This window comes from Oculatella sp. FACHB-28, from assembly GCF_014696015.1.
Taxonomy (GTDB): Bacteria; Cyanobacteriota; Cyanobacteriia; order Elainellales; family Elainellaceae; genus JAAUTN01.
The window spans coordinates 1-14,764 of sequence record NZ_JACJPJ010000085.1 but is presented as its reverse complement, the minus strand read 5'-3'; the positions used below and the strand labels follow the sequence as shown (position 1 = coordinate 14,764).

General features: G+C 47.0%; 2 protein-coding genes and 1 pseudogene. All 3 read right to left on the bottom strand.

From position 1 onward, the window contains the following. Positions 1 to 484: 484 nt before the first annotated feature. Complete coding sequence (locus H6F88_RS20465; RefSeq protein ID WP_190644576.1) at positions 485 to 3,016, bottom strand: right-handed parallel beta-helix repeat-containing protein; 2,532 nt, start codon at positions 3,014 to 3,016, stop codon at positions 485 to 487. A 340-nt stretch (positions 3,017 to 3,356) separates the two neighbouring features. Further along, positions 3,357 to 14,387 (bottom strand): Ig-like domain-containing protein, encoded by an 11,031-nt coding sequence (locus H6F88_RS20460; RefSeq protein WP_190644575.1) that lies wholly within the window; start codon positions 14,385 to 14,387, stop codon positions 3,357 to 3,359. Positions 14,388 to 14,659: 272 nt separating this feature from the next. Beyond that, positions 14,660 to 14,764: pseudogene (locus H6F88_RS20455) on the bottom strand (IS1 family transposase); the annotation flags it as partial.

The window sequence follows — 14,764 nt, the reverse complement described above, 5'->3', positions numbered from 1 at the left end:
GTCACCTACACCACACTTAATTTTAAGGCTTTTTAAGATTTTTTTAAGATTTCGATCCTACGGACTCAGAGCTAATGATGAATTCCGTACAAGAATTAAAAGAACCGGGATAAACAGATATTGAAAGAATCAGCCTACTCTTACATCTGTGCTATCTTAGCCTACCTAACCCTTTGAACTCATAAAGTATCGGGTAGAACAACGAACCCAACATCTATACAAAGACTTAGGTCGTTTACCCTGATAGCCCTCTTATACACTAGCTTTCATTTCGTGCTCTGCCTACCCCCTTAACTAGGGCTTCAACTTTGAGCACCATTTGAGTCGGTTATCCCTCGTAACAGAAAAGTAAATCTATAATAACGAGCCGGTGTAATAGGTACGGTGTGAGGGACAACTATTCCTATAAATAGAAACATGGCAATTTTGTTTCAGCTAAAGCGGGGTAGGTACTACTAGTTCTGATTGGCTTAATTTTGAGGCGCTAGTTTCTGAAGCAAGATGGAGCCCCAGCCTTATTGGTAAAGACTGATGAATTAGGTTCCACAAACACTTCTCCAATATTTCTGGATGAAACAGTAGGCAAATCGCCAACCTCAAAAAGTCCAGGAGCACCCAAGCTATTGTTGTCTAAGCGGATGCCAGTTGTACTGGTATTGTTGTTGAGGACAACACATATGTCTGTGGTACTTAAGCTAGCAGTAACTTCCACTTCTGGATTGCCGCCAGTTGTGTTGTCTGACACAGTGTTCTCTTGAATATCAGTAATTAATGTTGCAGAGTCATTAGCGGTTAGGATAATTCCTTGGTCTCCGTTACCTGATATGACGTTGTTGCTGATCCCCAAAGAACTATTGGCAGCATCAGTAACGTATTCCTGAAAGCTGAGATTGTTGGCTACTCCACGAATTCCAGCGCCTCCGTTACCCTGAATCACGTTGGCATCAATTGCTAGTTCTTGAGCAGCAACTTCGTTACTTTCAATGGAAATACCGTCTCCACCATTGTTGATAATTTGATTTCCACGAATAAATACTTCTTGAGCTGCTGTAGAAAATTCATTAGGTGTACCCGACTGTGTGCGAATCCCATCTCCTCCACTGCCTCTGACGGTGCTATTTTCTAGGATGAGCTCTTGAGAGCCTATGTTAGTTGCCTGAATCAGCAGCCCCTCTGCACCGCTGTTCAAGATATTGCCATCTCTAAATGAAATTTGCTGATTCCCCGAATTGCTAGCTGTCGCAAGCAGTGCTTGTTCTCCGCTATTACGCAAATCCGTGTCCGTAATGTTAACGATTTGCTGTGGATCAAATCCTTGAGTTAAATTTCCCAGTGCTGAAATTTCAATAGCAACCCGATTATCTACAATTTGATGGCTTTGGATGGTGGCTTCCACATCACCATCAGTTGAGTTCCGAATCAGAATTCCTTGTCCTGAACCAGCGCCTCCCCGTGATCCGGTAATGCTGTTATTAAACAAGACAACACTTCCTGTCACCTCATTTAGGAAAATGCCTCGCTCTCCTGCGTTCGTTATTGCATTGTCCCGAATTTCAATATTCTCGGCTTGGTTGCTGATAACAGCATTGCCTCTGGCGTTCGCAATTCTAAAACCTGATAGTACGGTGCGATCGCTCATCGCAACTAAATCGGTCGCTCCAGCATCTTGAATTCGTGGAAAGTTACCATCTCCTGAAAATGGCAGACGCACTAAAATGCCATCCTCATAATTCACGACGGGAGAAAAAGGCAACCGGGCAGGAGCTTCTGGGAAACCCGGAAAGGGTAGGCCAGCCAATAACTGAACTGGACCTTGAGAAAGTACCCGAACCCGATCTGGAATCGTAAACGCCGGAATATCTGGATTGTTCCCTCCCTCGATGTATACAATGTTGTTTCCATCCGAGAGAGTATCCTCTAATGCTTCCTCAACCGTGCCAAATGGATTCTCAAAAGTCCCATCTCCTTGAGCTTGCCGCCCTAATGTCACATGCACAAATCGATAGGGTTGTTCCTCTTCAGGATTCATCAATGGCTCGGTGAACTCATCAACGATTGTTTCTGATTCTTGTTGAGCATCAATGGGAATGGTAGGAAGGCGAACGATCGTTTCACCCAGCCGTGCTGGGACATCTTCCACTTCAGTGATTGGACCCCTGGGGCGAACCCTGGGCCAGGTCAAGCCGGTAGAGAGAACAATATTGGTACCAAAAATATCATCATTCTGCAGTGCAAGACCCAGCGTGAGATTTTGAGTGGGTCTTGCTTCCAAGCGCAAACGCCATCCTAATGTGCTGTCTGTACCTATAACGTCATAGAAATATACTCCCCCAAAGGCGCGCAGGTCACCGTTGCCCTCGTCCCACTCTGCCAATTTCACCCCTGCCTCAGCATCCAGCCCAAACAGTGCTGCTTCATACAGACGGTTAATTTGTTGTTCACGGCGGCTTGATAATACGAGAAGATTTTCCTCAAACCCGCTTGAAATATCAAATCCTGTGTCGAAGCGCCGTTCATCCGCCAACTGACGAGAGTTTCCCAGCGGAAGATAACCGTTGATATGAAAATCCCAAGTTTCACCTAAACTCTCTAACCCTAATCCCAGTTGATGAAAGGTGTTGTTATGAGTTTCACGACTATCGAATGCTACATAGCCACCAAAGATGCGATCGCGGGATTGTGAGTAAAACCGATGCCCTAGCAATAAACTACCGCCGATATTGCCGTCATTATCCAGCAGAAGCTGAGGAACAAAAAAGGTGATATTTTGCCCCGGATCTTGTCTGAGCGGAATGAATCCCTCAAATTGAGTCACTCCGTCAAAACCTCCACCCGATGTCGAATGTTCAACCCCTAATCGAGATGGGATAATCAAATCCACAGCAGAGCCTGTTTCACTCAGAGGGGCACTTTCGGGTTCAGAGATATCTGTTTCTGGAGTCTGGGCGATCGCTGGAAATGAAACAGCAACGGAGGCTAGAAGTCCTGTGAGAAACAGATAGTCTGTGAGTGTCATGACTGTGTATTTGCAGTAGATGGAGTTCGCTTAGGAGGTAGGGGATGAGTAATAACGAATATCACTCATTTCCTGAGTGTTCCCAGCGCAATTAGACCTATACCAGAACGAATGCAGTTCGACGAACATGGATAAATTTGTCACTTGCGCTATAAACTCGCCTTAAACCTAGACAGAAAGGGAAGGAGGACTTTAGTTCTCCCTTCCTTTCTATCTAATTTGTATGGTCTACACTTGTATGGTGCTACACATACTTGGAACTCGTTCTTGTATGAAGTTTTCGCGATACAGGAACTTTCACATAAACGCCTTGCCAAGGCGTGTAGCGCTAGAAAACGGTTTAGAAGATGAAATGTCTTTGAGAGAGTGTACTTGCGTTGACATCCTCAAGCACTGCAACAGTTTTAAGGCTGCCGTTGATGTTGGCTTTCAGTAAAGTATCGTCACCTTTCTGAGTAAACCGAAGATCACGCATGGATTGAATGCCTTGGATTGGTCGGAAGTTAATCCGATCTTTGACAATTTCAAAATCGGTGATGACATCACCAAAATCACCGACGGAGGTATAGATAAACTGATCACGACCTTGGCCACCTGTCAGGGTATCTTTACCCACTCCACCTGTCAGCAGATCATCACCACGACCACCTCTCAAGGTATCATTACCAAGTCCACCATGGAGGCGATCGCGCCCATCTCCACCATCTAAGGTATCTTGACCCGCTTCTCCATAGATGCGATCGTTGCCGAGCCCACCGTTGAGGATATCATTCTCTGTTCCACCGAGCATCAAGTCCTGACCGCTACCACCATTGAGAATATCCTTTCCTGTACCTGCTCTCATATCATCATTGCCACTACCGCCATTGAGGATGTCATTGCCATCATCTCCACGCATGACATCCCTGCTACTACCACCATTAATAATGTCGTTACCACCAAGTCCTCGAAGAATGTCAATATCGCTAAAGCCGTTGAGAATGTCGTCTCCATTAGTCCCAATAACGATATCTGGACCAGATGAACCGTTGTTGGGAATAGGTCCTGGAGGTGGGGAAACTTGAATGCTGATGGTTGCAGTTTCGTTTACTCCTCCCGAGCTCACAGTGTAGGTAAAACGATCCGTGCCTACGAAACTTGCATTAGGAGTGTAGGTGACAGTGCCATCTGGGTTAATGCTAACAGTTCCATTTCTTCCTTGGGTGATGCTTTGGATTAGTGCATTACTGTTTTCGAAACTATCGTTTCCTGAAGCATTGATAACGACAGGCTTTCCTTTTTGAGTAACTCCACTATCGCCAACTGCGTCAGCAACGGGCTTGACCAGGATGGTGGCGATCGCCGTTGCTGTATCTCCATTCGCATCTGTTACCTGATATGTGAAGGTAGTAGTGCCATTGAAGTCAGAGTTCGGTGTGTACATGAAAGTGCCGTCAGAATTAAAACTGAGAATTCCGTTGCTAGGCATACTCGTTACGGTATAGGTAGCTGGTTCATCTCCCATATCTACATCGGCGACACTGCCACTCACTAAGACATCTTCACTGGTTGTGAATGCATCATTAGCGGGATCAGGAACTGCATCCACTGCAATATTAACGGTGGCAGTTTCAGTGATACCGCCGGAGGTAACGGTGTAGGTAAAGCTATCACTGCCGTTAAAATTCGGCTTGGGGGTATAGGCAACAGTACCATCAGGGTTGATGACCACGTTACCATTACTACCGTTGGTGACACTTGTGACTGTGGCTCCTGATGCAAAGCTGTCGTTAGTAAGGACAGGGATAACAACTGGAGTATCCTCGTCGGTGCTGCTGTTGTCGCTGATGATATTTGCAACAGGATTGACTATGACATTAACAGTTGCAGTTTCAGTGTCACCTGTCACGGTTGTGGCGGTGTAGGTAAAGCTGTCATTGCCGCTGAAGTCAGGTTTAGGCGTATAGGTGACAGTGCCATCAGAGTTAATTACAACTGTGCCGTTGCTGCCGTTGGTGGCTGCGGTTACCGTTGCCCCTGATGCAAAGGTATCATTGCCCAGTACGGGAATGGTGACTGGAGTATCTTCGTTAGTGCTGCTGCTGTCGTTGATGCTGTCTACAGCAGGATTGACTGTGACATTGACAGTTGCAGTTTCAGTATTACCTGCTACGGTTGTGACGCTGTAAGTGAAGCTATCGTTGCCATTGAAGTCAAGTTTAGGAGTATAGGTGACAGTACCATCAGGATTGATGACCACACTGCCGTTGCTACCGTTGGTGACGCTCGTGACCGTGGCTCCTGATGCAAAGCTATCGTTGCTCAGTACGGGAATGATGACGGAAGTGCCTTCGTTAGCAGTGCTGCTGTCGTTGAGGACATCTACAGCAGGGTTGATTGTGACGTTAACAGTTGCAGTTTCTGTCACGCCACTCGAGGAAACGGTATAGGTGAAGCTGTCGTTGCCGTTGAAGTCAGGCTTAGGCGTATAGGTGACAGTGCCATCAGAGTTAATTACAACTGTGCCGTTGCTGCCGTTGGTGACTGCGGTTACCGTTGCTCTTGATGCAAAGCTGTCGTTATCAAGAACAGGAATTGTGACGGAAGTGTCTTCGTTAGTAATGCTGCTGTCGTTGAGGATATCTACAGCAGGATTGATTGTGACGTTAACAGTTGCAGTTTCTGTCACGCCACCCGAGGAAACGGTGTAGGTAAAGCTATCGCTGCCGTTGAAGTCAGGTTTAGGAGTATAGGTGACAGTGCCATCAGAGTTAATTACAACCGTGCCGTTGCTGCCGTTGGTGACACTTGTGACTGTTGCTCCTGATGCAAAGCTATCGTTGCCTAGCAACGAAATCTTAATCGGAGTATCCTCGTCGGTGCTGCTGCTGTCGTTGAGGACATCTACAGCAGGATTGATTGTGACGTTAACAGTTGCAGTTTCTGTCACGCCACCCGAGGAAACGGTGTAGGTAAAGCTATCGTTGCCGTTGGAGTCAGGTTTAGGAGTATAGGTGACAGTGCCATCTGGGTTGATGACTACACTGCCGTTGCTGCCGTTGGTGACTGCAGTTACCGTTGCTCCTGATGCAAAGCTGTCATTGCCTACTACCGGAATGGTAACTGGAGTGTCTTCGTTCGTAGTGCTGCTGTCATTGAGGATATCTGTGGCAGGATTGACCGTGACGTTAACAGTTGCAGTTTCTGTCACACCATCCGAGGAAACGGTGTAGGTGAAGCTATCGTTGCCGTTGAAGTCAGGTTTAGGAGTATAGGTGACAGTGCCATTCGGATTGATGACTACACTGCCGTTGTTGCCGTTAGTGACTGCGGTTACTGTGGCTCCTGATGCAAAGCTGTCGTTATCAAGAACAGAAATTGTGACTGGAGTATCTTCGTTAGTAGCGCTGCTGTCGTTGAGGATGTCTGCAACAGGATTGACTATGACATTAACAGTTGCAGTCTCAGTGTTACCTGCTACGGTCGTGACGGTGTAGGTAAAGCTATCGTTGCCGTTGAAGTCAGGTTTAGGAGTGTAAGTGACAGTGCCATCGGGATTGATGACCACACTGCCGTTGCTGCCGTTAGTGACTGCGGTTACCGTTGCTCCTGATGCAAAGCTGTCGTTATCAGGAACAGAAATTGTGACGGAAGTGTCTTCGTTAATGCTGTTGCTGTCGTTGAGGATGTCTGCAACAGGATTGACTATGACATTAACAGTTGCAGTTTCAGTCACACCACCCGAGGAAACGGTGTAGGTAAAGTTATCGTTGCCATTGAAGTCAGGTTTAGGAGTATAGGTGACAGTACCATCAGGGTTGATGACTACACTACCATTACTGCCGTTGGTGGCACTTGTGACTGTGGCTCCTGATGCAAAGTTGTCATTGCCCAGTACCGGAATCTTAACTGGAGTATCTTCGTTAGTAGTGCTGCTGTCATTGAGGATGTCTGTGACAGGATCAACCGTGATAGTGGCGATCGCTGTTCCGACATCCCCATTTGCATCCGTTACCTGATAAGTGAAGGTATCGGTACCATTGAAATCCGGATTCGGTGTGTAGGTAAAGCTGCCGTCTAGATTGAAGTTAAGAGCCCCGTGATTAGGTGCGCCTGTTATCACATAGGTGGCTGGTCCATCACCTGCATCAGGATCAGCGACGCTACCACTCAAAAGAGTATCTTCACTGGTGCTAAACGTATCGTTAACGGGGTCAGGAACTGCATCCACGGTAACATTGACAGTTGTAGTTTCGGTCATACCTCCGGAGATAACGGTGTACGTGAAGCCGTCAGCCCCAAAGAAATTGGACTTAGGTGTATAGGTGACAGTGCCATTAGAGTTAATTGCTACATTGCCATTGCTACCGTTGGTGGCACTTGTAACGGTTGCTCCTGATGCAAAGGTGTCATTGTCCAGCACGGAAATTGTGACTGGAGTATCCTCGTTGGTAGTGCTGTTGTCATTGGTAATGTCTGCTACTGGATTAACCGTGATGGTGGCGATCGCCGTTCCGATATCTCCATTTGCATCCGTTACCCGATAAGTAAAGCTATCGGAACCGTTGTAATCGGGGCTGGGTGTGTACGTGAAGCTGCCGTTCGGGTTAAAGTTGAGGACACCGTGGCTAGGAGCGCTGCTTACTGCATAGGTAGCTGGGCCATCCCCGATATCTGCATCAGCAACGCTAGCGCTTAGTAGTGTATCTTCATTGGTACTGAACGTGTCGTTGACTGGATCAGGCAAAGCATTGATGGTAATTGTGCTAGTGACAGGTGTACTAGTTGCAGCGCCAGCACCATCGGAATTAGCATCTGTAACTTGCCAACTGACAGTACGAGTGTTTGTTGTTTGAGTCGGAGTTTCACTGGTGTTGAGATAGGTCACTGAACGCATAACCTGCTGGTAACGCGCCAATGTATCTGTACCAGAGAGCGTTAAGACACCTGTGTTGCTGTTGTAACCTGCTGTGATGTTAGTGCCACCAGTAACGGCAGCCAACACATCTCCTGTAGTGAAGCCATTGCTGATGGTGACGGTTACTGACCTGATTTGGGTGTCATCTACGTCAGCCACGGTCACAGTATTGTCAACTACTCGGGCTGTTTGGTTTTCGGTGTAAGCTAGCGTTGCCCCAGCACTAATTACTGGAGCATCACTAAGGGGAGTGATGTTGACTATCACTGTTCCGGTGGCAGTCAATGCTCCACCACTGCCTTGGGCACCTGTGTTGTTGTCATTGAGGGTATAGGCGATCGCCACCGAAGAGGATGGACCTTCACTTATATTGCGGTAGGTAACTTGCTGAAGGGCGCTATTGACTAGGACAGTAGTCGCATTGGCATTAAAAGTTAGAACAAGAGTGCCACCGCTGTTTGCCGTAACTGTACCAATGGTGACTCCGTTTACCACGAAGCTAGACCCTTGAGCCAACGTGCCGAGCGTACCACTATTACCAAATGCATCCTGACTGTTGACCCCGCCTTGACGATGCAAGGTTAGGCTAGCACCGTTCCAATTATCTAGTCCTCCAAGTTCTATATCATTGGCGATCGCATCTGCATCTAAAATCACCGCCGTGCCGTTTTCGGTGAACGAAACAGAACCACCGAGATTATTAAACGTGGGTGCATCATTAACCGGGTTGATGATGCTGGTTAATGGCACAGTGCTGGCGCTATAGCGGGTTGTACCTCCAATTGCGCCACCTCCGCTTAGGTTAACGATCGTTCCAGTTGTCACAGTTCCAGTGGAACTGTCAATTAAATGCACGTTGAGTGCAGGAACTGCACCATTATAGTTAGTCGCCGGAACGAATCGAAGTTTATCTGAAGCTGATACTATCAAAGCATTTGTTGCACTGGGATTACCTACAGCCTGCCAAGTTGTGCCATTAAAGTATTGCCAAATACCTTCAGTTGTTGCTGTGTTACCGACGATCGCTATCCCTACCAGAGTATTGGCAGTAGAGCCGTTCGTAACTTGGTCGGTACTGTCACTAAATTTGGTAGTAAACAGGTTGGTGATAGTATCTCCGGCTGGAGATGCCGCATCTTCATTAACAGCCGCTAAGGTAGACGACCCAGTGGCGATCGGAGCATCATTCACTGCTGTGACACTGGTGGTCAAGCTGATTGCATTATTGCTGTTGCTATAGGGAGTTGTACCGCCACCAGATCCAACATTGACTATATTCCCTGATGCAACAGATCCTTGAGAATCATCAATTAAGCGAACAGATAGATTTCCAACGGCTCCGTTGTAGTTTGCCTTAGGAAGGAATCGCAAATAGGAGTTTGCCGCTACCACAAGAGCCTCAGTTGTAGATACTCCAGTGCCAACGTTGTTCCAAGTGGTGCCATCTGTTGACCATTGCCATCTACCTTGAGTGCCTGATGTAGCCAAATTATTAGTGATTGCAATTCCAGCAAAGTTGTTTGCGGAAGATCCCCCTGTGACCTGATCAACGTTGTCAACAAACTTGCTGCCAAATAGGGATGAGACTAAAGTACCAGTCAGTGCTGCATCTTCAGGGACAGTACCAAAGGGAACGGAACCGCCGATGGTTCGAGTGGGAGCATCGTTGATTGGATTAATTGTGATGTTGACCGTTTCGCTGTCAGCTTTCGCTCCTCCTGCACCAGTATTGCCCAGGTCATTCACCAGGATACTCAATGCATCAGAACCATTGACATTAACAGTGCTTTGATAGGTCAGTGTAGATAAAGCCGTGTTGAGTGCAGCTTTGGTGCCGGTCACGGTCACGCTCGCACTGCCGTTGGTGCCATTAGTGAAGGTTAGTCCCGTAATTGTGCCGAATGCCAGAGTTCCCTTACCGACTGTCAGAGTCATACTTAGGGTTTTGCCAAAATCATCCGGGTCACTCAAGGAAATGAGATTTGTCCCTGTAAAGCTAAATGATTGATCTTCGGTAGCGGTTATGGTATTCGGGTTGGTGATGACAGGTGGGTCATTAAAATCGCTAACCTGAATCGTGATGTTCTTGGTGTCGGTTAATGCACCGGGTCCACCGTTCGCCGTATCATTGACGACAACTGCCAGAGTGACCGTTGCCTCTGAGTTATAGTTGGTAGGAGCGTAGCCCAATCCATTTAACGTTGCATTTACCTGAGCTTTTGTTCCTGTGATAGTGACACTGGCTGTGCCATCTCCACTCACGGTTGCCCCGGAACCAGTAGCAGCTGTGAGGATGCCATAGGCTGAACTGGTTGTGCTGTCGATCGCATTTAGAGTAACTGTGAAGTTATCTAAACCGTAAGGTGGCAGATCAGCAATGTCATCAATGGTGATAGCGTTGCCGTTGGCAGTACTAAAGATTTTTGGGCTGGTATCAGAAATTGTCTGGACTGCGGTAGGTGCTGCCAGAGTAGGCTGATCATTGACTGGGGCAAGAGTTATGTTGACCGTTTGAGTCGTTGATTTTGGATCGGTTGCGCCACCATTTAGTCCCGTGTTGCCCTGGTCGTTGGCAACGATTGTTAGCGTATCGCTACCGTTAACATTGCTATTTCCCTTATACGATAAACCTATCAGTGCCGAGTTGATTGCGCTTAAGCTTCCAGTTAAGGTAATCGTGCTACTGTTGTTTGCGCCAGATGTAATCAAACTGGAATTTGTAAGGGTAAGAGTACCCTTCGTCACGTTTAACGTGACCGTGTTGACTGTGGAAGTAAAGGCATCTACATCGGCGATCGCAATAACATTTCCACCCGTAAAGCCAAACGCTACATCTTCAGTTGCTATAACGCTTGCAGGAGAGGCAATAGTTGGAGCATCGTTATCATTACTGGTAAAGAGAGCAATGGTCTTTGTGACGGTCGTGCTATATCCAGATGGAGATGGAGATGGATTAGGCCCGCCATTATTTAAGTCATCAACAGTCACCACCAGTGATAATACTCGGTCTTCATCCGTTGGCACCTGTACTTGTAAGCCGTCTAGAGCTGCCTGAATACTTGCCTTTGTTCCTTCAAATGTTACAGTGCCACCTAAAGTACCATTGCTGCCCGTAACCGTTAAGCCAGAGATGGAACCCAAGGTCAAAGTGCTGGCAGTGTAAGTTGTTCCACCCGCTTGCAAGTCAACAGTGACTTTTAGAACATCGGTTTCGCCAGGACTGAGCGTATCCAAATCTACGTCGATGGCGGTAATACGATTGCCATTAGCATTGCTAAACGTCAGTGGGGTATCGGTATTGAAAATCTGAGCAGTGGGGACAGCCAGTTGAGGTGCATCGTTGGTTGGCGTAATAGCGATCGTGTAGTTGCCAGGAACTGCTGCACCACCACCATCACTCACCGTAAATTTAAATGCATCAGTGTAGTTTTCTGACCCATTGTGAGTATAGGTGATACGGTTATTGTCTAAATCAGCTTGGGTAAAGACACTCCCTACTGATAGCGCTTGTCCGTTGCGGAACAAAGTACCATTATCAGTCGCGTCAGTGATGCGATACTGCCGCTGAACTGTGGTATTGTCAGGGTCAGTGTAAAGCAGGTGAGGCTCATTATCTGCCACCCTATTTGAGCCTTTAATTATACCGCTTCCCGCTTCTGCAACTGTTAATGAAGTGGAGGAGGCGAAGGCAGGATTATCATTAAAGGAGGCAATGGTGAGATTGACTGTTTGAATTGTGCTGAGTTTGTTGGGTGTGCCTGTGTTGTCGTCTGCTTGGACAGCGAAACTATCTGTAAAATTCTCAGTTCCATTATGGATGTAGAGCAGCTTTCCACCGTCTAACTGCGCTTTGGTGATGATTGTGCTGGATGTGACTGTCACGAAACCGCTGCCCTGATCAACTTGCAGCGACCCATACGTCGGCAGCGTAACAACCCGAAACGTGAGCGAGTTTGGTGTAGCAAAGTCTATTCCTGATTTTTCACCTGTACCATCAACATCACTGAGTGAAAGATAGGAATTATTGATGACTAGCGTGCCTGCTTCAACTAGAAAAGGTGAGCCGTTGGTCGCAACCGTAGGCGCATCGTTTACTGGTGTGATATCGATCGTGAAGGTTTGCTCAAAGGTAACATTGGTGCCATCGCTAACGGTGAAGCGAAAGTTATCATCAAAGTCTTCGTTGCCTGCATGATTAAAGGTAACTCGATTCTTGTTGATATCATCCTGGGTGAATGAGCCATATAAACCAAGTGACGTTCCATTTAGTTGAATTAAACCGCTGCTGGGTAGACCGGTGATACGGTAAACAATTGCACTGGGGATGTTATCTGTATCTGTTGCGCGTAAAAGGGCACTTGTGATAAGTGTCGAGGTACCTTCACTTAAACTGGCAAGACCCTTATTTAGCTCAATCACTGGAGGGGTATTACCCACAACAATTGGGTTTTGAGTCCCACCAGTGCTGCCGCTTCCAGTAGCTGGAACATCAATATTAATGTTGAAGGTGAGGGTTTGTAGAGTAGAACCATCTGATCTCCAAATGCCGCCTTCTCGTGTCGAGGGGTATTCACGAATTTCGCCATCGCGAACCTGGAAGCTAAAGCTATCGGCAAAACCCTCATTACCTGAAGACGATTTGTGGAATGCGTAGCGAACTCGACTGTTGTTCAAATCATCCTGCGTAAAACTGGCACCAACACCAATTCTTACCCAACTGGTGCCGTTAAACCGTTCTAGTCCCCCGATCGCCGCGTCAGGTGCGGCAGTGAGAGTGTAGGTGAGTTGGGTAGTTGGTGAGTCCGGATCGGTGACACTTAGATCAGCAGGAGTAATAACTTTAATCAAACCTTCTGAAAGTGTGTTCAGACGTAGTCCCGTGTTTCTAACAAGAACGGGGTCATCGTTGTTGGGCTGAATATTGAGGCTAACGGTGGATGTGGTAGAACCTGGAGTGCCAGTGCCACCGCCGTCGTCTATCACTCGGATAGTAAAGCCATCGGGAGGAGGGTTACCAAAGTTATCGTCGTTGCTATCGTGGCTGTAAGTGAGATTTGCTAGATCCGCAGAACTTAGCGTTTGCCCAGCAATGACGGGATTGCTCCCCAGTTTCAAAACGCCATCAACAGGCAGAGTGAGAATTTCAACTGTATAGTTGCTAGCCGTCTGGTCTGAGTCGCTAATGGAAATTGCGATCGGGTGATTAGTTTCTCCTTCAAATAGGGTATTTGTACCGCTGACTGTGGGCAGTTGGTTAACTGGAGTAATCGTGACAGGAATGGTCGTTACACCAATAGTTCCGCCTGCACCATCGTCAACCGTTATTGTAAAAGCGTCACTCGTTCCACCTGGTACTGTTGTCTGGATACTACTATGCACGTATCGTAACTGAGCGACCTGATCATAGGAAAAGGTAGAACCAACTACGAGAAAGTTACCGTTGAATGTTAAATAGCCTTTGCTAGGCAAGCTATCGAGTTTGACAATAATTTGTACATTTTCATTGTCAACGTCGGCAATACCAAAGTTGCTAGCGTTGAAGGAATTATTACCTCCCTCTGCAACACTGATGCCGGATGGAGCAATGGTTGGGGTGTCGTTAACTGGAGTGACAGCGATTGCCACATTACGTAGAACTGATTGAGTTCCGTCGTTGACTGTAATGGCTAATGTATCATTACCGCTGTAGTTTAGCCCCGACTTGTATAACATCCCAGCTAATGCTGCATTAACAGCAGACAGCGTACCTGAGAAGCTAATGCTGCCTGTGCCGTCACCTGTAATTCCCCTTAGTCCACTGGTTGAAGCGAGGTTCAAGAGTCCTTGGGCAACAGAGAGGGTGACGGTCTGGATATCTGCTGCATCCGCATCACTAACCGAAATTCCTGTAATAGATAGAGTTTTATCTTCATCAACAGCGCGAGTGATTGTGATACTGTCACTAATCACAGGTGCTGCTAATACTCCTTTATAAGTAGCCAAGGTGGAGGGGGCGATCGGGAGGGTTGCTTGAACTTGTCCTAGTTTGTGGTCAAGCTGCCAATTGCCACCCAGCGAAGCATGACCAACGGGAGACGTAGAAGCTGCAATCTGCGCGCCAGTGAACTGGTGCAACTTCTCAATGAACTCAGCTCCAGCATCTCCAACCGCAACGTTACAACCATATAGCAGGAGTGAGGGAGGGGAAGGGAGAAGAGGGAAGGAGGTAAACCAGGTCTTTAGATCCCAAGCATAGCGATCGAGAGTATCCAGGGTGAGTTGTGTCTGCCCAAGATAAAGGCAACCTGGAGAACCGTGGGAGACGATGTGGACGTTGCTGTACCCAGGATTCTTTGCAAACAAATCAGTGATTTGTCGAACCCCATCTTCTTCAGAATTTAGGACAAAGACCTGTGTTGATGGTTCAATACCAAAGAGAAGATTTTGGTAGTTTTTAACCGTAGCATCAATGAAGAGGATGGATGAATTGAGCATTGTAGCTTCCTGAAGGTTAGTCTGGATGGCTGATTGGGTTGACTGGAATCCGGTCTCTTTTCGGCAGCGGACACATTACTTTGTGAAGCAAGTAGAGTACTCTGCTTGCTCCGTAAGATTTATTGAAATAAATGTTAAAAAAGATGTTGAAGCTTGTTTCTAAGGTAATTGCTGTTGAGATATTTGAAGTAGTTTGAATAGATTTAGATGCTCAAATATCTTTTTAAGCAAGCAATGAAGTTGGAAAATCGGCGTTGCTGAAACCGTAATGGTTAAGTAGGTAGAGGAATAGCTCGATACTTCAAATAGTGAAGCAGCAAACGGAGTGAACATTTCAACATCTCAAGGGATTTGGAGTAGCACAAGGTTTTACGGTG

Coding starts and splice junctions, on each gene's coding strand:
- H6F88_RS20460 (WP_190644575.1), bottom strand. CDS start 14,387: ATGCTCAATTCATCCATCCTCTTCATTGATGCTACGGTTAAAAACTAC.
- H6F88_RS20465 (WP_190644576.1), bottom strand. CDS start 3,016: ATGACACTCACAGACTATCTGTTTCTCACAGGACTTCTAGCCTCCGTT.